The sequence below is a fragment of the Moraxella sp. K1664 genome, assembly GCF_039693965.1.
Classification (GTDB): Bacteria; Pseudomonadota; Gammaproteobacteria; order Pseudomonadales; family Moraxellaceae; genus Moraxella.
In genome coordinates this window covers 394826-417018 of sequence record NZ_CP155576.1, presented here as the reverse complement: position 1 = coordinate 417018, position 22193 = coordinate 394826, and the positions used below count along the sequence as shown (strand labels likewise).

Below are 22193 nucleotides of genomic sequence, written 5' to 3'. Positions count from 1 at the left end.
TTATTTGAATGATACTAATAATTATTATAAGTTGTATGGTGGTTGTGTTATGATATCTGTCGTCAATCGTTTGTTGAGACAACGAAACCTAACCTACGAGCCACCTGCAAAAAAGTCCAATATGTTGAAGTCTATAACATCTTTGGCTTTAAAAAGTTTTATTTATACGATTATCTTAACCAACAAGCACCAAAAACATAACTTAGAGTTTTTTATAATGACAAACGAAACATTTGGTAGAATTTGCTTTGCTGTTGCACTCTTGCTAATAGGCTCAAGAACGCTTGGTGATTATGTCATCTTTCCTTATATTGCAGTAACAAAAGCAGAAAAAGGCGAGTTTAAAGAGGCTTGTGCTTATGTGGTTGACAAGAAAAAAACAACACGGAGTGCTGAGCAGTTTGTTATTAAATTGGAAAATAATAATTTTAAAGAATTTGATATACTGCCAAAAATAGGTGCTGTTTTTTTTAATGAAGATAAAAAAGGTGATTTGCCAATTCGAACAAAATATCATTCTTTCATGATTGTGGAACCCAACACCTGCAAAAAAGTCCAATATGTTGAAGTCTATAACATCTTTGGCTTTAAAAAATTTTATTTATACGATTATCTTAACCAACAAGCACCAAAAACATAACTTAGAGTTTTTTATAATGACAAACGAAACATTTGGTAGAATTTGCTTTGCTGTTGCACTCTTGCTAATAGGCTCAAGAACGCTTGGTGATTATGTCATCTTTCCTTATATTGCAGTAACAAAAGCAGAAAAAGGCGAGTTTAAAGAGGCTTGTGCTTATGTGGTTGACAAGAAAAAAACAACACGGAGTGCTGAGCAGTTTGTTATTAAATTAAGTAATCGACTTTATGATGAATACGATATATTTCCAACCACAGGTGCATCTTTTTTTTATAGAGACAAATGGAATAATTTTCCAATTCGTGCCAAGCATAGATCTTTTGTTGTTATAGAGCCCAACACCTGCAAAAAAGTCCAGTATGTTGAAGTCTATAACATCTTTGGCTTTAAAAAGTTTTATTTATACGATTATCTTAACCAACAAGCACCAAAAACATAACTTAGAGTTTTTTATAATGACAAACGAAACATTTGGTAGAATTTGCTTTGCTGTTGCACTCTTGCTAATAGGCTCAAGAATGCTTGGTGATTATGTCATCTTTCCTTATATTGCAGTAACAAAAGCAGAAAAAGGCGAGTTTAAAGAGGCTTGTGCTTATGTGATAGGTACAAAAAAAGAAAAACATTCTGATACCACTATCGTTAGCATAGATGGCAAAGAATACAAAAGTAGAGATATAATGCCAATTCAGTTTTTGGCTACAATCAAAAGAGATGAATGGCTCAAATTTCCACTTGGTCAAAACTACAAAGGTCTTTTAACCGTAGAACCCAATACCTGCAAAAAAGTCCAATATGTCGAAGTCTATAACATATTTGGCTTTAAAAAATTTTATTTATACGATTATCTTAACCAACAAGCACCAAAAACATAACTTAGAGTTTTTTATAATGACAAACGAAACATTTGGTAGAATTTGCTTTGCTGTTGCACTCTTGCTAATAGGCTCAAGAACGCTTGGTGATTATGTCATCTTTCCTTATATTGCAGTAACAAAAGCAGAAAAAGGCGAGTTTAAAGAGGCTTGTGCTTATGTGGTGGGTACAAAAAAGAAAGAAATTCTGATGCTACCATTATTCAAATAAATAATAACTCACATATAGATAGGCACATATTGCCATTACAAGGCATAGCCACAATCAAAAGCGAAGAGTGGTCAAGATTTCCACTCTCTCAAGATTTCAAAGGGCTTTTAACTGTGGAGCCTGATGTGTGCAAAAAAGTCCAATATATTGAAGTCTATAACATATTTGGCTTTAAAAAGTTTTATTTATACGATTATCTTAACCAACCCTAGGAGACTACTATGTCTAAAATTCAAGTTCCAACCCAACACCAAACCGATGGTTTTTTAGGCACTGTCAGTGCTGTTAATAATATTTGGTCTGGCTTTAATAGCTTTAGCCAAAGCAATACAGAGGAGACTGCTCGCTCGGCTCAGCTTTTTCTTTCAGATTTTATCGGTATTTTAAAAGCTCATACCGAGTCTTCTGCTTTTCAAAAAATTGCTAAGGTGGTGGATGTTAATAAAATGTATCAAATATTTGATAGGCTTGGAGGGAGTTTTGTTAAACTTGGCGATGAAAGCAAAAACAATAACGGCTATGTTAGTAAATCTCTCGTTATTGACATCTTCGCCGATATGACCGCCCTGGTTGATACGATGTTGGATTTTGTGGGTAAAGTGCCAGCCATTAAATTTAATCCTGCCAATATCGTGTTTAATGTGGTATCTTTTTATGCAACCACCACCAGTAACTCCATGAATAGCCACCCTGATTGGAATGACAAGCAGGTCATTCACACCAGTGAGATTGATAACTTTTTATTAGACGGTGCGTTATTAACTTTGGAAAACTGGCCTGTGTTAATTAAGCCATTGTTAGATGTCTTTGATAACTTTGTGCCTGAGTATTTGCAAAACTGGGTAACACCTGACCCTACCGAGTTTATGGGTGATGCAGATGGCAAACCAGCCAATGATGTGATTGACCCTAGAAAATTCTTTGATGATGCTTATCGAATTTATGGTGGTGCAGGCAATGACACGCTATATGGTGGCTCAAAGAGTGATGTATTAGACGGAGACACAGGCAACGACACCCTCTCGGTGGCGAAGGTGCTGATAATTTGCTTGGCGGAGACGGATTTGACACCTATCACATCCAATCCCACGACACCATCTTTGATGCCGACGGCAAAGGACGTATTCTCTTTGACAACAAACCCCTACCCACAGACTTTGTCCTAAAACAAGGCTCATCAGGCATATGGGAAGCCAAAGACAGTGCAGGGAATGTGCTATATACTGCCATCAAAGGGGTAAATGATTTATTAATTACTTCTACTGATTCTCCTGCTGACCGAGTTACCATCAAAGACTTCTTCCTTACCTCCACCAAGCGAGACACCACATATTCAGCCCTTTCTATCATCTTAGGCGACAGTCAAGCAGACATTGATAAAAATCGCACCTACACCATCAAGGCAGATGACAAATACTTCTCTAACATCTACACAGGCGGATTCCCCACCGATTATCTTGATATCTATGGTTCAAACAAGACTGACACCATCTTTGGCACAGGCAGAAAATACCTAAACATCGATGCAGGTGATGGGCATGACCTGATATTCGGTGGCGATATGGCGGATGTTATCAGAGGTGGGGCAGGTAATGATGTTATATCAGGTTCGCCTAACTTTTATGACTTTGAACCCGAAGATAGCACAAGACTACCAAAACCAGAAAAGGACAGCGAAGGTAACCTTATCGGTGTCGATAAAGATTTAATCATCGGTGGAGAGGGTAACGACCTGATTGCAGGCGGTATTGGCGATGACATTATTTGGGTGGATCATGAGTATAAATCAAATGGTAAAACACCGATACATACCGACTCAAATAATCCCAACAACACCCATAACAACAAAAAAGGTGATTGGGCATTGGGCGGACGAGGTGATGATGTGATTCATGGTGGTGCAAACCAAGACTTCCTACAAGGTGGGGCGGACAGTGACATCATCTATGGTGGTGGCGGTGATGATGTGATATTGGGTGATGGGCATATTAGGTATGGCACGAAGTCCAAGACCATATTTAACTCGTCAAGCATTGACTATGAGATGACCATCGGTGGCGGTATTCATCCGCTCGTGCCGGGTGGTGTTTATAGCAGACCTGTATTCAGACAGGGCAATACCTTGTCCATCGAGCATAGATATGACAAGGGTAAGCACATACAGGACAAACAGCCAAGTGCCTATTATAGAGACCCCATAACCTTTGAATGGACACTTACGATAGATGCAGACAAAGGTGATTATACCATCACGCCACATGAAGAAGTGAAGCTAAGTTATGATAAGCATGCTTTTGAATCAAAACATGCCAATGACACTCTATATGGCGGTGCAGGGGATGACCTTGTCATCGGTCAGTATGGTAATGATTATCTAGATGGTGGTAAGGGTGATGACATCCTATGGGGTGATGACAACAGAGATGCAAGCATCGAAGGGAATGACACGCTAAAAGGCGGTACAGGACGAGATAGGCTAATTGGTGGCAAAGGGAATGATACTTATGTGTTTGACCTAGAAGACATCAAAACAGAGGCAGATGGCAAAACCATCATTGATGCGGACAATAATGGTCAGTTGATTGTAGATGGCAAAAACTGGGCGGGCAAGACATGGGTGGTTGATACCAACTTCAAAGACATTTATTTTGATGATGAGGGCAATAGACTGGATAAGAAAGGCAGTGAGTACATCATCACGGTCAAAGACGCTGGGGCAACCATCACCATCAAGGATACGCCAGTAGCGAAAGGCGATGCGGATGACATTCTGCTGGGCATGATACTCGCCAAAGAAGTTAAGAACACCGCTCCCATCGTTCATAATCCCGTCTCTGACCAGATGGTGTTGGCAGAGCGAGACATCGCACTCGGTCTTGGCGAGGTATTCTTCGATGCTGATGGTGATGAGCTGACGTATAGCATCCAAGGGGCGGATGGGCTGCATTTTGACCCTGCTACGAAGATGCTGACAGGTAAAGCACCTGATAAAGGGGTGTTTAACATCACATTGACCGCTACCGACCCCAAGGGCGAGCATGCCAATACCAGCTTCACACTAAGAGTGAATGAGCGACCAACGCTCGTCTCTGCCTTGACTCTACCGCTTGTGCTAAGCCAAGATGATGCCATGATTCGGATAGGTCTAGATAAGCTGTTTGTTGATAACGATGGTGATGCGTTAAGTTATTCGCTATCGACAAATTCTTTGAGCGGTGTCTACATTGACAACAACCATCTTATCATAGACCCTGCGACCACAGAGATTGGCATGCATGATATTACCGTGACAGCGACAGACAGCTTCGGTCAGAGTGTCAGCACCAATGCCAGCTTTACCATCAAAGGCAGTGAACCCATCGTGATGCCAGAGCCTGTCCTGCCCATCACTCCTACGCTCGATCCTACCATTCGTGGTAAGCGATATGTGGGCAAGCTCGGTGCTGATGACATCACAGGTGATGATAAAGCCAATACCATCAACGGTCTGACAGGGGATGATGTCCTAAGTGGCGGTCGTGGCAATGACACGCTAATCGGTGGATTTGGTCATGATACCTTAATTGGCGGACTCGATAACGACTTGCTTATCGGTGGCTATGGCAATGATACTTATCTGTATCACAAAGGCGATGGTCTAGACACGATTCGTGATGTTGGTGGGCTCGATATCTTAAAGATTTCGGGGCTGATGTTGTCTGATTTGGGCTTTATTAAACAAGGTAATCATCTGCTTATCGATGTCAGGCAAAATGATGATGGCATTATTATTGAAGATTATTTCAAATCAAACAGTATCATAGCAAGCCAAAAACCCCATGTTCCCAACATAGAGCGTATCTACATTAATGATAAGTTTGTTGGGTATGATGAGATTATCAAGATGGCGGATGTGGTTATTTAAGGTTTAAGGCTAAGGGTGTTAAAAAAGAGTGTTTAGTAACACTCTTTTTGCAGTCTGCTGATGGCGGATTGTGCTGATTAACCTTGCAGTTGTTTTAGAATCTGGCTAATCTCGGCATTGGCTTCGTTTTCGGTGGCTAGGTCGCCATTGGGGGTTAGGTCGTTCATTACTTGTGGTAGTAGCTCGGCAATGCCTTGGCAGACTTCTGTCTCGCTGGCTCCTGTTTGCTGACAGGCACGGTTAATCTCATCTTTACCGAACAGACTCATCACGTCTTGGGCGTCAAGTCCGTCATTATCGGTGTCGATGTTTACCCATGATCGGGCTTTATTGCCCAGTCCGTTGCCTTGGAATTTGGCAAGCACGCCTGACAGACCGCCATTTTTTTGGATATAGCCCAGTACGATGGGGATAAGAGCAAGGAGTAGAGTATTTTTGTTAAACCCGCCTTTTTGTTGGGCGGACTGACTGCCAAGCACTTGACCCAACACACTGCCTAGGTCACTGGCAGGGACGTTTTGGCGAGTCTGTCCACCGCCTAGGAGCGAGCCTAGCATACCGCCTAGCCCGCCTTGGGCTTGACCACCGCCAAGCTGACTTGCCACCACTTGCCCAAGCATACCGCCCAAACCGCTGTTTTGTTGGGATTGACCGCCAAGTACGCTACCTAGCATGCCACCAAGCCCGCTGTTTTGCTGTTGGGTTTGACCACCTGTTAGGGCGTTTTGGGCGACTTGGGTGATGATGTTTTGTAATAAACTCATGGAGTATCCTATCAAATAAAGTAAATATTGGCGAAATTGCCAAATCATGCATTATCTTATCAGAATTTTAGTGAACCTGCGTTATTTTTATTAAAGGTTTTTGTAAATAGATGAATTATTAAGCGACGTGGGTTTGTTTATAGTGGTGTCTGTTTTATTTTACACCATGCCAAAAATTGACATAAGAAACATAACGATTTGGCTTATAAAAAATAATGCGGACATTATCCAAACTAGGATTTGCTCTATGGTTATCTTGCAAAGGCATGGATTTGTCCCCATGATGGGTTATTCTAAGCTGTTTTTGAGCCATTTTTTAAGCCCATTTTTGAGCGATTGCCATGACCGATTTATCTGCTGTTTTTGACCTTATTGATGACATTGTGCCTGCTGATGTGGCAGATGATGTTAATATGACGGATGCTTTGCACTTTGCCTTGACCGAGCATGTGATAACTGCCGATGACGTGGCGTGTGTCAGTCATTTTTTTGATGCACGCCGTCTGCCTTGCCCCATGCCTTTGTTAAAGGCAAAAGTAACCTTGCGAGATGTGGGGGCAGGGCGGGGCTTGTATCTGCTTGCCACCGATAAAAATTCACAAACCGACCTTGTGGCGTATTGCCATAAAAACGGGCTGACGGTCAAGACGTGGGCGTATGGGCAAACAGATACCATCTTTCACTTTTTGATTAGAATGTGTTGAGTGTTGGTATTTGCCATGAAAAATACTCATTTAAAAAGCAAGGGAATCGCCCATTTTTCATGCAAAAATAATTTAAATTCATAAAATTTCACCAAATGTTAATAAATGTTATCAATGTTCACACGTCCTAACAAAAAGCTGTAAAAACCGCTAGCATTTGGGCGGATTTCGGCTTAAAATGGGGCGATATTTAAACTGATGATTTGTTGGTAGAAAGAAAACATGCCCAAAAATTATGATTATGATGGTTTTGATGACTTTGACGATTATGGCGGTGATTATGCCGATGAGCGTGATTTTAAGTCATCTAATACGTTAGATGAAGATGAGCTGGATAATGGATTAGATGAGCTTGACGGTTTTTCTGATGAGATACTGTCTGATGAGTTGTTATCTGATGAATTAGACGAACTAGATGGTTTTCATGAGATTGATGATGACGCTGATGAGCTGGCATTGGATGAGTCAGAGCATGAATTAGAAACAGATGGGCAGTCCCATGATAGGGCAAGCCTTGCCCCTGTGCTTGCCAGTCATGCCCCCAGTGCCGTACCACGCTATGATGTCGCCACCAAGGATTTGGTGCCTGCCATGCCCACCAATTTGACCGCCCCAGGGGTGAATTTGGGGGCGTACATCAATACCGTACATCAGATTCCTATCCTAACCCCCGACGAAGAGCGAGAGCTTGCCGAGCGGTACTATCAAGATGGCGACGTGGAAGCGGCACGGCTACTGGTCATGAGTCATTTGCGGTTTGTGATACACATTGCACGCAGTTATTCAGGTTATGGTCTGTCGCAGGCGGATTTGATTCAAGAAGGTAATTTGGGGCTTATGAAAGCGGTCAAACGCTTTGACCCTACCAAGGGCGTACGCCTTGTGAGCTTTGCGGTGCATTGGATTAAGGCGGAGATTCATGAATTTGTCATCAAAAATTGGCGGATTGTCAAAGTTGCCACCACCAAAGCCCACCGCAAGCTGTTTTTTAATTTGCGTAGCCTTAAAAAATCAAGCAATCAGCTCACCTTAGAAGAAGCCGAAGCCATCGCCAAAGACCTAAACGTCACGGTCAAGCAAGTCCTAGAAATGGAATCACGCTTGACCAGTTATGATGCGTCCTTTGAGCTACAAGACTCTGATGATGAAGATGGGCGTTATGCTCCCCAGCTTTTTTTAGAAGATGGGGTCAATCCTGCCGAGATGGTCGAAGATGCCGACTGGGAAGAGAATACGACCACCGCCCTAAAAGAAGCGATGGACGGCTTGGATGAGCGTTCCCGGGACATCATCACTCAGCGTTGGCTTGCCGACCAAAAATCCACTTTGCATGACTTAGCGGCGGTCTATAACATCTCAGCCGAGCGGGTGCGTCAGATTGAGAAAAACGCCATGGATAAAATCCGTGAAGCGATGACCATTGATAACATGCTCTTTGATTAGAACGAACAGACGAACAAATGATAAACTGGATAAAAGTAGCAGGCGTGAACCTTGCGACAGCGGTAGCACTTGGAGCGTTTGGGGCTCACGGCTTAAAGAAAACCGCCACGCCTTACGAGCTTGATATTTGGCAGACTGCCACGCTTTATCTGTTCGTGCATGGCTTGGGGATATTGGCGTTGGGCGTGCTAGGGGCGGTATCTACCTATCGCATTCATAAGGTTGCCATAACCCTACAAATAGGCATTGTCATATTTAGTGGCACGCTCTACTTGATGGCACTGGGAATGCCTAGATGGCTTGGGGCGATAACCCCAATGGGCGGAACGCTACTTATCATCGGCTGGCTGATGTTGGTTTTTGTTAAAAAGTCGGATGGCTGATGGGTTGATTAATGATTAATAATGATAAAAGGGCAAATGGTTTTTGCTCTTTTTGTTTTATCCAAACACCGCCATGCCCCACAGCACTGCCACCAAAATGAGTGCCAGAGATTGAGCGGACGAGCCGACATCTTTGGCGATTTTAGCAAGGGGGTGATGCTCCATGGACGTGTGGTCAACGGCAGCTTCTAAGGCGGTATTAAAAAATTCCACAATGAGCGACAAAAACGACCCTGCCACGAGCATCATCTTAACCGCCAAGGCAAAATCCAACCATAATGCCAATCCCATTAAAGGCAAATGCAAAATAATGAGCTGAAAAATCGCAGGCTCTTTGACAGCCACCTTAAAGCCGTCTTTGGAGTACGACAGCGTATTGATGATGCGTTTTAGCCCTTTGGTTTTGTTAAATTCGGACATGGTTTTTTTCCTGTGGATTGGCGATTGATTATAGCACTTTTTCAATATTGACAAAATCTCAGAATTTGGGATAATGATTAAAATTTCAAGAGAAACGATACGATGATTACCCTAGACCTACCCCCACAACTACAAGAAGTCATCATCGCCACCGCCGAAAAACAAGGCGTAAGTGTCAATGATTATATCTTAAATGCCATCAAAACCACTTTGGATAATGATATACCAAAACACATAGATGATGTACTCGTTTTTGATATGGAAGTTATGAAAGAACGCTTAAAAGGTTTTGAAAGCAAAGAGGAGGCATTGAAAAATGGCTTGGTACTACCGCAAGGGCTTGATAGAGAAGGCTTGTCAGCTTGGTTAAGAGAAAATCTATCCAAACACTCGGAGCAAAGGACGGTAGTATGAAAGTGGTTTTTGTCAATTGGTTGGAAAATAACTATTTAAGTTTTGATGATGACTTACGTAATGCGGTTTTGGATTTTGCTATTCATGTGCAAACCAACGGTCTAAAAGACTTAAAAGGTCGCAATAAATCGTCCGCCCCACCCAACCCCCACACCAAAAAAGAACATCAGCACGCCAAATTTGCCCAAAAATATTGTCTTTGGCATTATCATTTGGGCGTGCCGTGCTATGTAAAGCAAACCAATGGCGATTTTACGAGCGAATATATCCTGCATTATTGCCACTACAATGATGTGATTGTGCTGGTGGATATTAGCACCCACCCACCTTTTGTATTGCCAAGTGTGGATAAATTGACTTATGATTGACCGCTTGTGGCGGTTTTTTAATGTTTAGTTTTTGCCCATTTCCCCCTTTTCAAGTATAATAACCGTTTTATTTTATTAAGAAATTCCCATGAGCCAATTATCCCAAGAAATCAACCAACGCAGAACTTTTGCTATCATATCGCACCCCGACGCAGGTAAAACCACCATGACCGAAAAGCTCCTACTGTGGGGCAAGGCAATTCAGGTAGCAGGCGAGGTGCGTGGACGTAAAGCCGACCGCCACGCCACGAGCGACTGGATGAGCATGGAGCAGGAGCGTGGTATCTCTATCACGACATCGGTCATGCAATTTCCCTATAAAAATCATGTGGTTAATCTACTAGACACCCCCGGACACGCCGACTTTTCAGAAGATACTTACCGCACGCTGACTGCTGTGGATTCTGCTCTTATGGTCATTGACGGAGCCAAAGGCGTGGAAGAGCGAACGATTAAGCTCATGGAAGTGTGCCGTATGCGTGATACGCCCATTATTTCATTTGTCAATAAACTTGACCGTGAAATCCAAAATCCGCTTGCCCTGCTTGATGAGATTGAAAGCGTCCTAAAAATCAAATGCGTGCCATTTGCCTATCCCATTGGCATGGGGCAGGATTTTGTGGGCGTATATAGTTTTGTGGATAACAAGACTTATTTTTATAAAAAAGGCTTTGGCTCACAAATCACGGATATCGAGAGCCGAGACGGTTACGACCATGCCGACATCAAGGAACGACTTGGGCAGATTTTGTGGGATGAGTTTATGGACAACATTGAACTTGCCCAAATGGCATACGAAGACTGGGACGTGGACGAGTTTTTGGCAGGACGACAAACGCCTGTCTTGTTTGGTACGGCGTTGGGTAACTTTGGCGTAAACATGATTTTGGACGTGCTGACCCAATACGCTCCTCCCCCAAAAGACCATGTGGCGGTAGAACGTACCGTCAAAGCGGACGAGCCTGCCTTTACGGGCTTTGTCTTTAAAATCCAAGCCAACATGGACCCCAAGCACCGAGACCGTGTCGCCTTTATGCGAGTGTGTTCGGGCAAATACGAGCGTGGCATGAAAATGAACCATGTGCGTATTGGTAAAGAAGTGCGAGTGTCGGACGCACTCATGTTCCTAGCGGGCGACCGTGAAGCCTTAGAAGAAGCGTATGCTGGCGACATCATTGGCTTGCACAATCACGGTACGATACAGATTGGCGATAGCTTCACAAGTGGCGAGACCTTGAATTTTACAGGCATTCCACACTTTGCCCCCGAGCTGTTTCGCCGTGTGGTGCTAAAAGACCCGATGAAATCCAAGCAATTACAAAAGGGCTTACAACAGCTTAGCGAGGAAGGAGCGACCCAAGTGTTTATGCCCCAAATCAATAACGACCTGATTTTGGGGGCGGTGGGCGTGCTACAATTTGAAGTGGTGGCACACCGTTTGCTAGAAGAATATAAGGTGCAATGCACCTTTGAGCCGATTAGTATCGCAACCGTGCGTTGGGTACACTCGGATGATAAAGTCGCCTTTGAAAAATTCAAGAAAAAAGCCCACGACCAGTTGTCGGTGGATGGTGGCGGATATCTCACCTACCTTGCCCCAAGCCGTGTCAATCTGCAACTTATGCAAGAGCGGTATCCAGAAGTGGAATTTCGGGCGACAAGGGAGCATTGATTAAGGAGTAATGATATGAGTGCAGGTTTTATTGAGCATCTAAAAAACAAAACCAACAAAGATAGCAATACAAGTATCTTGTTGGCTCAGTGGGAGTTTGATCAAAAATTGGTAGGCAAGGCACTAGAGAATATTGCCAGCTACTATCCGCATTTTAGCAATCATAATGAATCGAACTCACATCAAATTTTGGTAAACATTGAGAGACTGCTTGGTGATAATATTCATTTATTATCCGCAACAGATACTTGGTTACTATTGGAGTCGGCTTATTGGCATGATGTTGGTATGCTATTTAGTGGTCAACAAGCCCAAGAGGCTATTCATAATAGGGATTTCATAGAATATCTGGATATGCTAGCCAATGACAATGCTCAAGATTTGCATCAATTTGCCAAAACATGGCAAACAAAAGGCTGGCAACAAGCACTTGCTATGTATGACAATCCTATGCTAGGTACAGAAAAATATCGCCAACTCATGGCTGAATGGTACCGTCGAAAACATCCTGAACGTTCACAGCAGTTTGCTTTAGACCCTTTTAAAGACCTAAATATTAATTCGCCACGAACCGAATTATTACCCCAACGTCTCTATCGTTATTTGGGTCAAATTTGTTTGGCTCATGGTACGAGCTTTGAGCAAGTCATGAGCGAGTTACCTTATCGACAAACGGGCATGGGAACCGAAAATTGTCATCCGAGATTTGTTGCATGTTTGTTACGATTAGGTGATTTATTTGATATAGATGACAATCGTTTTTGTCCTGTCATGAGAAAACAGCCTGTTGCCATACCAACGTTAAGCGAAACGCATTACCATAAACATCTTGCTATTCGAGAGTTTCAACTGGATAATCAAACTGTGAGTATTACGGCTGAATGTCCTGATGAATATTCTTTTATTGAAACTCAAAATTGGTTTGGTTGGATTAAAGAAGAAATGCAAAACCAGATGTCGCAATGGAAAAATATCGTTCCACATCGCAAATTTGGTTTATTGCCAACCATTCAAAAATTAGATGTTCGGATGCAATCATCTAAGGTATTACTTAGTGGTAAACCAATGAAATTTCAACTGGATGAAAAGAATGTAACAGAGTTATTGCAGGGTAGTAACTTATATAGTGGTGAATCCAATATTTATCGAGAGCTTATCCAAAATGCAATAGATGCAACCTATTTGAGAATATGGATAGAGCATGGTGTTCGTAAAAATAATTTAAAGATAACAGATAATTTACATCCTTTTCACGATGATTTTCAAAAGATACTAGAGCAGTACCCTATAGATATTGATTTTATAAAAATTGCAGATGATAATAATTCTGATAGCAGTCTATGGCAGTTATCTATCACCGATAGAGGTACAGGGATTAGTTTAAAAGATTTGGAATATATGCAAAAAATTGCAGGTTCTAGTCGCAATATTGAAAAGAAAAGACTAATTCAAGATATGCCAGTTTGGATGAGACCTTCTGGGGCGTTCGGCATAGGATTGCACAGTGCCTTTTTGTTATTAAAAGACGGAAAGCCTGAAAATAACAAGATTCTAATAGAAACTACCAGTATCGTGGATAATTCTTCTTATAAGATAGAGATGAACTCGCCGCTATCAAGCAATCAAGGTTATTGTTTCGTAGAGCGTATTTCTGAAGTCGAACATGTAAAAAGAGAGTATGGCACCAAGTTAATGTTGCGACTTAACCTTGATAGGCGTGGGAAAAAATTTAATGAATCAGGATTGTCTTTTAATCGACATAAAGGTTTTAATTCTATAATTTCGGATATTCAAAAAAATTATGATGTTATCAAGAGTCCTGCTTTTGATTATTTGTGCGTATTGGATATTTTTGCAAAAATAGAACAAATCATAATTTCATCTTCTGCATATTTTAAATTTAATAAGAAAAAATATGATTATCAAGTTTATAATGATGGAAATCTTTATTGGAGTAAAGAATTTAATTTTTACATACATTTATTGAAAACTAATTTTGAATCATTAGAAGATTTTGGAACTTCAAGAGGATTAACATTTTTTAAAGGTCAAAAAGTTGATGATATATTTACAAATTATTTTGATTTCTCATTCGATTTTTATGGCTTTGATGCAAAAGAGGCCTTAGGCTTGGATAGAAATAAATGGAAAAAAGATTTTTTAGAAAATATCATATACAGTGATAATTTTTTAGAAAAAGCTTTATACTCCGCATTATCTTCAAACTCCGAAGCAATCAAGAAGCACATTCCTCATCAAGCATTTGACATTATTTTGCAAATGCTTGATGAGCCAGAAATGTTGAAACCCCGTGACAATTGGGATAATTTTAAATTTTTCAATGAGTCAAAGACTTTCTTTGGTGATTCCTTAAAAGATAAGAATAGTTTTAAGAAACTCCTAGAGGTGAAAAATTTTTATCTGATCAATCATGGCAATGTTGATGATATTTCAAAAAATATTGATAGGAATGATTTAATTATAACAGAAAGTTATGGATGTTATAATTTATTTTTTGAAATTTTTAAAAAAGAGTGGTGTAAAAATGGAGGCATAATAAATTATCCGAATCAATCAAGTTTTGGTGTTTATCATTTTACCAAGGAAAACAGTAATAATAATTTAATTGTTAGAACAGTTCAATATGCTATTAGTGGATATGATAATAGAATTATTATTAATCAAGATATGCTGGATGAATTTGATATGGGTCATTTTAAACTTCTGGCATGTCGCAGTGAGGCTCATTTAAATATTGCAGGAAAAGAAAATAAAAATCTTTCAGAGTCATTTTTAATTCTACCTTACTTCCTATTTTGGGAAAAAGATGAATTATGTATTAGTAAGAAGCATAATTATGATTTCTTGGTAGAATCCACGTTCCAAGATTTGCAAAAAAACAATGTTAATATAACAAGGGAAAGTGTTGAACAAAAATACAATGAGTTGATAGAATTTGTTGATGAAAGAATGAGCCTATTGGATTTTTGGAATGAAGCTTTAGAGAGGGGTGCAAAGAATAATCCAAAGAGCAAACAAGAAATTGATGAAATATTTAATGCTTGTTTGAAACAATGAATGCTTGCATTATCCAAGGAGATCTTGTTTGGATTGCATTGTGTTAATTTTATATAAAAATTAACACAATGCAACGAAGTGATAGTTATGAATTTAATTTGCCCAATCTGCCACACGCCCCTAACCTTACACGGCAAAACCTATGCCTGCCAAAACCGCCACAGCTATGACATTAGCAAGGACGGCTATGTCAATTTGCACGTGGTTCAACACAAAAACAGCCACACCGCAGGCGACACCGCCACATCGGTGCAGGCTCGCAGACGGTTTTTGGCGGGTGGATTTTATGAACCGCTAAGGGACAAAGTCGGGCAAATCATCGATGAGCTTACCCCAATATCGGTGCTGGACATCGGCTGTGGCGAAGGCTATTACACCGCTCGCATGGCACGCTCTGCCCAAGTCATCGGGCTTGACATCGCCAAAACCGCCATTATCACTGCCTCCAAAACTTATAAAAACACCGACATCGGCAAACACATCACTTGGGTGGTCGGTACAGGGGCGGTGTTACCTGTGGCGGACGGGAGCATGGATATTTGCACGAGTCTATTTAGCCCCTTGCCAAAGGCTGAGATGTTAAGGGTGTTAAAACCAAACGGTCATCTGCTTGTGGCAACCCCTGCTCCCATGCACCTGCACGCCATGCGTGAGAAGCTCTTTGACACTGTCAATCCGCATAATCCTGCCAAATTTATCGATGAACTTGCCCCTGAATTTGGGCTAATCAATGAATGGCAAATAGACGCTGATTTATGCCTTGATAACCAAAGCCTAAATAATTTGATAGATATGACCCCTTATACCTATAAAGCCAAACTTGACCGCAAAATGGCGTTAAAGGCACAGGATAGGTTTGATGTTAGGGCAAGTTTTTGTGTGTATTTGTTTAAAAGGGCAATTTAAAAGCCATTAAAGTAATAAAAAATAAGGCAATCATCAGACTGCCTTATTTTTTGTTTATCATTTCCCAAATGGGTTGGGTAATGGGGTGTTGGGGTTGGACGGTGGTAGGTGTGGGTATTGGAACTTGGGCTGGTCGCCTGTGAGTGTTTTTAAGAACGCCACGATGTCCGCTGTCTCTGCGTCCGTAAACTCTTTATTAAGCTGGATTTTACCCATGATTTGCACCGCTTCTTCGAGCGAATTGACTTGACCGTCATGGAAGTAGGGGTAGGTTAGCTCAATGTTTCTAAGCGTTGGCACCTTAAAGAGCATTTTATCTTCGGGCTTGCCTGTTACCGCAAAGCGACCTTCGGCTAGGTTTTTGGTGGTGTACTGCTCAAATACGCCAAATTTTTGGAATGAGCCACCGCCAAGCAGTTCGCCATTATGGCACGCCACACAGCCTGACTGTTTAAAGGTTTGATAACCACGCAATTCTTGCTCATTGATGGCATTGTCATCGCCAGCGAGCCATTTATCAAAGCGACTGTTGGGCGTAACAAGTGTGTCTTCAAAGTTTGCCAAAGCACGAGTTACCTGCTCAATGGTGATGGCGTCTGTGTAGTCGCTAAACGCCCCTTTAAACTCATCTTGATAAGCAGGAATGCTGTTTAGCACCTTGACCACATGGTCATGGGTAGACGCCATTTCAAGGGGGTTTTCAATCGGGCCACCGGCTTGTTCTTGCAGAGTTTTGGCTCGTCCGTCCCAAAATTGGGCAATCGCCAAGCCACTATTTAGCACGGTTGGCGAGTTAATCGGGCCTTCTGCCCATTTATGTCCGATGGACGTTGGCATGTTGTCCGTGCCACCCATGGCAAGGTTATGACAAGAGTTGCACGACAGTCCGCCTGATTTGGATAGACGTGGGTCAAACCACAGCTTTTGCCCTAAGGCGACTATCTCAGGACTCTCAATCTTAGGAATGGCGATGGGTTTGATGGGTTCATCAGGGCGAGCGCTGACCAGACTTGTCATGCTGGCAAGGTGTTCCACTGTGGTTGCTCCGTGCAGTTCCTGTGCGGTGGCAGGCGTGCTGGCGGTGCTAGGCTCTGCCTTATCTGTGGCGACAAGCTCGCTTTGGCTTGGGATTCGGGCGTATTCGGTCAGCATAAACAGACCGATAAACACAACCGCCAACACGACCAGTAGGCACGAGACGGTAATCATTGACAAACCTAATTTTTTCATGGCTATCCCCTAAGGATTGGCTGGGGCGTGCCGAACCTTTATAACAAATTTACAATTAAAAATATTTTAAAAATAAATCAATCGCTTTTGCATGAAAAATGGCTATCCGACCACTTAATCGGGTAAATTTTCAAGATTTTAACTCAATTTTTTAAAATTAAGTGGTCGGATTGTTTTTCATCGTCAAAAACTTGCTTGATAGAATGACTATCAATCTGCGTTTTTTTCTTGAAAAACGTGCGATTCCCCTGCTTTTTTAAACAGGTATTTTTCATTGCAAATATAAAAGTTCAACACGCCTAAATACACATTTTTTTTATGGATTTAATATTAAAACGCTTTGCTAAATTTGTATATTGCAAAAAATTGATTATTTAAATAAAATTAATTTATAACCGAGCGTTATAGTAAGAATTCAGCAAAAGTTTTGTGGATTTGAAACATAATAAACACAAATGACAAAGCCAGCCTTGATGTTGGTCAATAATACTACACTCATTCCTAAAATTTATAAAAATAAATAATTTGCCAAATTTTGCTAATATTTTTATTTTTGTACATGGGCTTTTATTTGTTTTGAAGAAGTTATATGATAATGACAATTCTTATTATCTATTATTTACTGAGACGATTCATGCCAAAATTTATCCCATTATCCGCCTTATCATTTGCTGTATTATTTGGTCTGTCCGCTTGCACCACACCCATTTCCCAAAATGCAAATATAGATAAGCCCGCCACAACCACCATGCCAAGCTCTTTAACGTTTAATCCTAATAATTATGAAACCATGACCATTACCCAAGACGGGCAAAGCCTTGTCGTGCGTGCCTTTGAAAATATTCCCTATGTGGCAAACCCCACCGAGCCTGATTATCAAGTGATGAATATCTATATCCCTGAGGTGTATTTTACAGGCGATACTATCAACGGCTACACGGCAGACACCGCCCCGATATTTTTCCCCAATGGCGTGGGCGGATATATGCCCGCCAAGCCGATGACTGCCGAGAGTAGGGCAGGGCGAGACGGTAGAGTAAGAACCAGTAGTGTTGCCACCGCTCTCATGCGTGGCTATGTCGTGGCAAGTGCAGGGGCTAGGGGGCGGACGCTTGGCACGGACGGCAACTACACGGGCAAAGCCCCGTCCGTCATCGTGGATTTAAAATCCGCCATTGCCTACCTAAAAGCCAATGACGCACTCATGGCAGGGCGAGCTGACCGCATTATCGCCAATGGCACGTCCGCAGGCGGGGCGATGTCGCTACTTTTGGGGGCAAGTGGCGGTAGCACGGACTATCAAGCCGAGCTACAAAAGGCAGGGGCGATTACAAATGCTGATGACAGCGTGTTTGCCGTGTCCGCCTATGCTCCGATTACCAATCTTGAAAATGCCGACATGGCGTATGAATGGCAATTTAATGGTATGTTTGATTATCAAAAAATGAGCGTGGGTATGCTGGACTATAACGTCAAACGTGAACGCATAAAGGCAAGCCTAACGGACGAGCAAAAAATTTGGTCAAATGAATTAAAATCCAATTTTCCCATTTATATCAATGGGTTAAAACTAACAGGGCATAACGGACAAGCATTAACATTGGATAACCATGGCAACGGCACCTTTAAAGATGAAGTGATTTATCATTTAAATAACTCTGCCAATACCGCCTTTAAAAATGACACGGATTTGACCGAATTTGACTTTTTGGCACAAAGAAAATCTGCCAATCCTTTTTATGTGGCGGATTTTGACGGTTATCTGGCTTACCTAGGGCGTGGCTAGGGCGTACCTGCTTTTGATGTGATAGATTTGAGCAGTGGCGAGAATAATTTGTTTGGCAATAAGACCGTAAACAATCAGCATTTTACCGCCTTTGGCAAAAAATACGGACAAGGGAGCATGGCGGATACCCAAACCGTCAAAATGATGAATGCGATGAATTATATCGCCCAAAGTCCCACCTAGTATTGGCGTATCCGTCATGGGGCAAAGGATAACGACACGTCCCTTGCCGTGCCTGTGATACTCGCCACCACCTTACAAAATCAGGGCAAGAACGTGGATTTTGCTCTACCTTGGGGTGTGGGTCATGGTGGGGATTATGATTTGAATGAGTTGTTTGATTGGGCGGATAAGCTCGTTAAGGCGAATGATGTGGGGAAATCCGAATAATTGCATAAGACAAACAAAAAGCCCAACATCACATTGGGCTTTTCATATTAACAAAGAAAATCAAAAAACGTCATCACACGCCTGTTTAAATCGTGCCACCGTGCCTGATACATCGGTCAATTTATCAAGCCCAAACAGCCCAATTCTAAAACTCTTATAATCAGACGGCTCGCCCACTTGTAGCGGTACGCCCCCTGCGATTTGTACACCGACTTTGGCAAATGCCACGCCTTTGTGTACGTCATCATTTGGGGCATGGCAGACGATTACCCCCACCGCTTGACTGTCTTTGTCCGCCACGCTTATGACCCCTTTGTCATTTAAGACTTGCAAAATGGCTTGCCCAAGCTCTATTTGGGCAGATTTGAGTTTGTCAAATCCTATCGCTTGGCATTCTTTTAGTGTGTCTCTTAACTGTCTTAGTCCGTCTGTGGGCATGGTGGCGTGATAGGCGTGTCCGCCATTTTCATAGGCGGTCATGATGTTCGCCCACACCTTTAAATCTAAGGCAAAACTTGTGGATTCAGTACTCTGAACAAGCTCTTTGGCACGCTCGGACATCATGACAAGCCCACAGCAAGGCGTGCTAGACAAGCCTTTTTGTGGGGCGCAGAGCAGTACATCAATGCCCAATGCTTTCATGTCAAGCCACACACAGCCCGAAGCGATACAGTCAATCACCAAAATCCCGCCCACGTCATGCACCGCTTGCCCCAGTGCCTTGATATAGTCGTCTGACAACATCATGCCAGAAGCGGTCTCAACGTGGGGAGCAAACACCACGCTTGGGCGGTTTTGGCGGATATGGGCGGTAACTTCGTTAATGTCGGCAGGAGCGAATATAGCAGGATTGCCGTGGATTTGGGCGGTAAAAACGTGCGTGGATTTGGCGATACGTCCTTTTTCCAAAATCTGCGTCCAGCGATAGCTAAACCAACCATTTCGCACAATCGCCACGTCTTTGTCCGTGGCAAGCTGACGGGCGACCGCTTCCATGCCTGATGTGCCAGAACCGGGGATGATCGCCACGCCATCGGCATGATAAAGCTCTTTTAAAGTGGCGGATAAGTCTCTCATCACGTTTTGAAATTCGGTAGACATATGGTTCAACGCTCGGTCGGTATAGACCACCGAATATTCCAAAAGTCCTTGTGGGTCAATGTCGTCTCGTAAGGCAGGCATGGTTTTGTCCTTAAAAAGTGGGTTTGGGATAATTTACAAAAATTTAGGATAAATTGCAAATGGTTTTTGCCAAATCACACCGATTCGCTTGCCTTATGGCGGTTTTTGAGTTTAACGACAAGCCAAATAAATACTACAATACCCACGACCGCAACCACCCCTGCCAATACAGGGGCGAATATGGCAAGTGCCGACAGTCCAATGGCGGTGCCAGTCTCTGCCAGTCCGATGACGGGGTTGGCGACACCAGCGGTCGTGGCGGTTGAAACGGCTCTGGCACCGGCGGTTGTGGTCTTTGGTCGCTGCCGCTCCGCCCCCTGCCACGATGGCGAGCGCCCATGTCATCGCAGGACTCATGTCGGTCAGACTGCCTGCCATGCCTGCCAGTGGTACGGCAATAGTGTCAAGCAAATTATCCACAAATGGCACTAAATAAGACATGGACTCAGCGATGCTCGCCACCACCAAAATCACCAAGGCAGTCGTACTGCCTAGCCACAGCCAGCTCTCGCCTAAGGGTAATATGCCAAAATAGCTTGCCAGCGACATGCCAAACAACGGCACAAACACCCGAAAGCCCGAGCTTGCCGCCAAGCCAATGCCAAGACAAATGCTCAAAATCATCTCTGTTGTCATTTTATGCTCTTTTTAAAATAGGACTGTGCCATTATACAAAAATATCGGCAGGCGTGCGAATGATTTGTATGTCAAACAATAAAAATGCCAAGCCCACCACCAAGAATCAATTAATATAAAAAACAACAACTTATAAAATAATTTTAAAAATTTTTAAAAAAATACTTGCACAAATCAAAAACTATGATATCATACGCACCACTTAGGAAACACCGCCGGCTTAGCTCAGTTGGTAGAGCAACTGACTTGTAATCAGTAGGTCGCCAGTTCGATTCCGGCAGCCGGCACCACTCCTAAGAAACCTTTCAGGTCAAGCCCGTTTATTGGGCTTAATCTTTTAACAGACCATTAAAAGACATGCCTGTACCACTTGGTGGGGTTGGGGAGCGGTCAAACCCAACAGACTGTAACTCTGTCGCGAAAGCTTCGAAGGTTCGAATCCTTCCCCCACCACCATATTTTCCTACCAAATACCCATGCGGGTGTGGTTTAGTGGTAGAACCTCAGCCTTCCAAGCTGATGGTGCGGGTTCGATTCCCGCCACCCGCTCCATTTATTAGCAAAACTATTTGCTCTTGTAGCTCAGGGGTAGAGCACTTCCTTGGTAAGGAAGAGGTCGCGAGTTCAATTCTCGCCAAGAGCTCCATATCTGACCCTTTGAAATGCTTATTTCAAAGGGTTTTTTGATGTAACTCTATCTATATCCCATCATTTCATCCCTTCTGCGGTATCTGTCTGCATACCATTTGTTTTCTTAGTTTACTCCATGACTTATGACTGATTCATTTGCTTTTTGGGGTTGATTTGCCTGCTGTCAAAACATGCTTGATGACATTCATGAATTAAGTTTTTTAAAGCAGATGATTTCTCTGTTTTTAGGACGTGCCTACCTTTGGTATTTGCAATGGAAAACACCTGTTTAAAAAAGCAGGGGAATCGCACGTTTTTCAAGGAAAAGTTCGCCGTTGATATTGAAATATCAACAAGGATTTTGACTTCGAGCCACAATCCGACCACTTAACTGGGTAAATTTTAAGATTTTAACTTAACTTTTTAAATTAAGTGGTCGGATAGCCATTTTTCATGCAAAAATAGATAAAAGTTTTAAATTTTCATCTTATTTCATAAAAATGTTATCAAATGGTAGGTACGCCCTATTATTTATCCTTCGTTGCCGTAAAACCACC

At 42.4% G+C, this 22193-nt stretch carries 21 protein-coding genes, 4 tRNA genes and 2 pseudogenes; 20 read left to right on the top strand and 7 right to left on the bottom strand.

Going from position 1 to position 22193, the window contains the following annotated elements; all coding sequences use genetic code 11:
* Nucleotides 1–49: 49 nt before the first annotated feature.
* From AAHK14_RS02275 to AAHK14_RS02250, 6 genes are all read left to right on the top strand, one after another.
* Nucleotides 50–640 carry a hypothetical protein gene (locus AAHK14_RS02275; protein WP_282667190.1) on the top strand — a complete coding sequence of 197 codons (591 nt, stop codon included), beginning with the start codon at nucleotides 50–52 and terminating at the stop codon, nucleotides 638–640.
* Nucleotides 641–656: 16 nt separating this feature from the next.
* Nucleotides 657–1079 carry a hypothetical protein gene (locus AAHK14_RS02270; protein WP_067006584.1) on the top strand — a complete coding sequence of 141 codons (423 nt, stop codon included), beginning with the start codon at nucleotides 657–659 and terminating at the stop codon, nucleotides 1077–1079.
* A gap of 16 nt (nucleotides 1080–1095) precedes the next feature.
* The gene (locus AAHK14_RS02265; protein WP_282667191.1) at nucleotides 1096–1515 is read left to right on the top strand and encodes a hypothetical protein; all 420 of its coding nucleotides are present in this window, start codon (nucleotides 1096–1098) and stop codon (nucleotides 1513–1515) included.
* Between the two features lie 16 nt (nucleotides 1516–1531).
* Complete coding sequence (locus AAHK14_RS02260) at nucleotides 1532–1726, top strand: hypothetical protein (protein WP_346818219.1); 195 nt, start codon at nucleotides 1532–1534, stop codon at nucleotides 1724–1726.
* Nucleotides 1727–1947: 221 nt separating this feature from the next.
* A complete protein-coding gene (locus AAHK14_RS02255) occupies nucleotides 1948–2892 on the top strand; it encodes a hypothetical protein (protein ID WP_304609738.1) in 945 nt (314 codons plus the stop codon).
* 47 nt (nucleotides 2893–2939) lie between these two features.
* Nucleotides 2940–5630 (top strand): putative Ig domain-containing protein, encoded by a 2691-nt coding sequence (locus AAHK14_RS02250; RefSeq protein WP_227514700.1) that lies wholly within the window; start codon nucleotides 2940–2942, stop codon nucleotides 5628–5630.
* A 77-nt stretch (nucleotides 5631–5707) separates the two neighbouring features.
* Here AAHK14_RS02250 and AAHK14_RS02245 read toward each other — a convergent pair whose 3' ends face one another.
* On the bottom strand, nucleotides 5708–6394 hold the full coding sequence (locus AAHK14_RS02245; RefSeq protein ID WP_062498934.1) for a YidB family protein: 687 nt from the start codon (nucleotides 6392–6394) through the stop codon (nucleotides 5708–5710).
* 341 nt (nucleotides 6395–6735) lie between these two features.
* Between AAHK14_RS02245 and AAHK14_RS02240 the strand changes: the two genes are divergently transcribed.
* The 3 genes from AAHK14_RS02240 to AAHK14_RS02230 all read left to right on the top strand — a co-directional run bounded on the left by AAHK14_RS02240 (nucleotide 6736) and on the right by AAHK14_RS02230 (nucleotide 8924).
* Complete coding sequence (locus tag AAHK14_RS02240) at nucleotides 6736–7098, top strand: sulfurtransferase TusA family protein (protein WP_065255973.1); 363 nt, start codon at nucleotides 6736–6738, stop codon at nucleotides 7096–7098.
* A gap of 591 nt (nucleotides 7099–7689) precedes the next feature.
* Nucleotides 7690–8541: an RNA polymerase sigma factor RpoH gene (gene rpoH, locus AAHK14_RS02235; RefSeq protein WP_208854347.1), complete on the top strand. Its 852-nt coding sequence runs from the start codon at nucleotides 7690–7692 to the stop codon at nucleotides 8539–8541.
* Between the two features lie 17 nt (nucleotides 8542–8558).
* Complete coding sequence (locus AAHK14_RS02230) at nucleotides 8559–8924, top strand: DUF423 domain-containing protein (protein WP_065255974.1); 366 nt, start codon at nucleotides 8559–8561, stop codon at nucleotides 8922–8924.
* Between the two features lie 57 nt (nucleotides 8925–8981).
* On the opposite strand, the gene AAHK14_RS02225 is transcribed toward AAHK14_RS02230, so the two are convergent.
* The gene (locus AAHK14_RS02225; protein ID WP_065255975.1) at nucleotides 8982–9344 is read right to left on the bottom strand and encodes a diacylglycerol kinase; all 363 of its coding nucleotides are present in this window, start codon (nucleotides 9342–9344) and stop codon (nucleotides 8982–8984) included.
* Between the two features lie 102 nt (nucleotides 9345–9446).
* Here AAHK14_RS02225 and AAHK14_RS02220 point away from each other — a divergent pair, with 102 nt between their 5' ends.
* The 5 genes from AAHK14_RS02220 to AAHK14_RS02200 all read left to right on the top strand — a co-directional run bounded on the left by AAHK14_RS02220 (nucleotide 9447) and on the right by AAHK14_RS02200 (nucleotide 15782).
* Nucleotides 9447–9758 (top strand): hypothetical protein, encoded by a 312-nt coding sequence (locus tag AAHK14_RS02220; protein WP_062498930.1) that lies wholly within the window; start codon nucleotides 9447–9449, stop codon nucleotides 9756–9758.
* Nucleotides 9755–10126, top strand: a complete 372-nt coding sequence (locus tag AAHK14_RS02215) for a hypothetical protein (protein ID WP_062498929.1) — start codon at nucleotides 9755–9757, stop codon at nucleotides 10124–10126. The genes AAHK14_RS02220 and AAHK14_RS02215 overlap by 4 nt, the downstream gene beginning before the upstream one ends.
* A gap of 88 nt (nucleotides 10127–10214) precedes the next feature.
* Nucleotides 10215–11798, top strand: coding sequence for a peptide chain release factor 3 (locus AAHK14_RS02210; RefSeq protein WP_065255976.1), 1584 nt, complete (start codon nucleotides 10215–10217; stop codon nucleotides 11796–11798).
* A 15-nt stretch (nucleotides 11799–11813) separates the two neighbouring features.
* On the top strand, nucleotides 11814–14876 hold the full coding sequence (locus AAHK14_RS02205; RefSeq protein WP_065255977.1) for a hypothetical protein: 3063 nt from the start codon (nucleotides 11814–11816) through the stop codon (nucleotides 14874–14876).
* Nucleotides 14877–14963: 87 nt separating this feature from the next.
* A complete protein-coding gene (locus AAHK14_RS02200) occupies nucleotides 14964–15782 on the top strand; it encodes a putative RNA methyltransferase (protein ID WP_065255978.1) in 819 nt (272 codons plus the stop codon).
* A 57-nt stretch (nucleotides 15783–15839) separates the two neighbouring features.
* Here the strand turns inward: AAHK14_RS02200 and AAHK14_RS02195 are convergent, their stop codons facing one another.
* The gene (locus AAHK14_RS02195) at nucleotides 15840–17012 is read right to left on the bottom strand and encodes a cytochrome-c peroxidase (protein ID WP_253842422.1); all 1173 of its coding nucleotides are present in this window, start codon (nucleotides 17010–17012) and stop codon (nucleotides 15840–15842) included.
* Nucleotides 17013–17646: 634 nt separating this feature from the next.
* On the opposite strand from AAHK14_RS02195, the gene AAHK14_RS02190 reads away from it, so the two are divergent.
* Nucleotides 17647–18798 carry a subtype B tannase gene (locus AAHK14_RS02190; protein WP_227713192.1) on the top strand — a complete coding sequence of 384 codons (1152 nt, stop codon included), beginning with the start codon at nucleotides 17647–17649 and terminating at the stop codon, nucleotides 18796–18798.
* Here AAHK14_RS02190 and AAHK14_RS02185 read toward each other — a convergent pair.
* Entirely contained in the window at nucleotides 18784–18999 is a 216-nt protein-coding gene (locus AAHK14_RS02185) for a hypothetical protein (protein ID WP_227713193.1), read from the bottom strand. The genes AAHK14_RS02190 and AAHK14_RS02185 overlap by 15 nt on opposite strands.
* Before the next feature lie 36 nt (nucleotides 19000–19035).
* Here AAHK14_RS02185 and AAHK14_RS02180 point away from each other — a divergent pair, with 36 nt between their 5' ends.
* Complete coding sequence (locus AAHK14_RS02180; protein ID WP_227713194.1) at nucleotides 19036–19188, top strand: hypothetical protein; 153 nt, start codon at nucleotides 19036–19038, stop codon at nucleotides 19186–19188.
* 60 nt (nucleotides 19189–19248) lie between these two features.
* On the opposite strand, the gene AAHK14_RS02175 is transcribed toward AAHK14_RS02180, so the two are convergent.
* The 3 genes and pseudogenes from AAHK14_RS02175 to AAHK14_RS02165 form a co-directional block, all read right to left on the bottom strand.
* Nucleotides 19249–20370 (bottom strand): aminotransferase class V-fold PLP-dependent enzyme, encoded by a 1122-nt coding sequence (locus AAHK14_RS02175; protein ID WP_065255979.1) that lies wholly within the window; start codon nucleotides 20368–20370, stop codon nucleotides 19249–19251.
* A 74-nt stretch (nucleotides 20371–20444) separates the two neighbouring features.
* Nucleotides 20445–20603: pseudogene (locus AAHK14_RS02170) on the bottom strand (hypothetical protein); the annotation flags it as partial.
* 124 nt (nucleotides 20604–20727) lie between these two features.
* A pseudogene (locus tag AAHK14_RS02165) lies at nucleotides 20728–20994 on the bottom strand (DUF4126 domain-containing protein); the annotation flags it as partial.
* A gap of 226 nt (nucleotides 20995–21220) precedes the next feature.
* On the opposite strand from AAHK14_RS02165, the gene AAHK14_RS02160 reads away from it, so the two are divergent.
* From AAHK14_RS02160 to AAHK14_RS02145, 4 genes are all read left to right on the top strand, one after another.
* Nucleotides 21221–21296: transfer RNA gene (locus AAHK14_RS02160), tRNA-Thr, on the top strand.
* Nucleotides 21297–21378: 82 nt separating this feature from the next.
* Nucleotides 21379–21462 (top strand) — tRNA-Tyr (locus AAHK14_RS02155).
* Nucleotides 21463–21484: 22 nt separating this feature from the next.
* A tRNA-Gly gene (locus AAHK14_RS02150) sits at nucleotides 21485–21558 on the top strand.
* 19 nt (nucleotides 21559–21577) lie between these two features.
* Nucleotides 21578–21652 (top strand) — tRNA-Thr (locus AAHK14_RS02145).
* Nucleotides 21653–22193 lie beyond the last annotated feature (541 nt).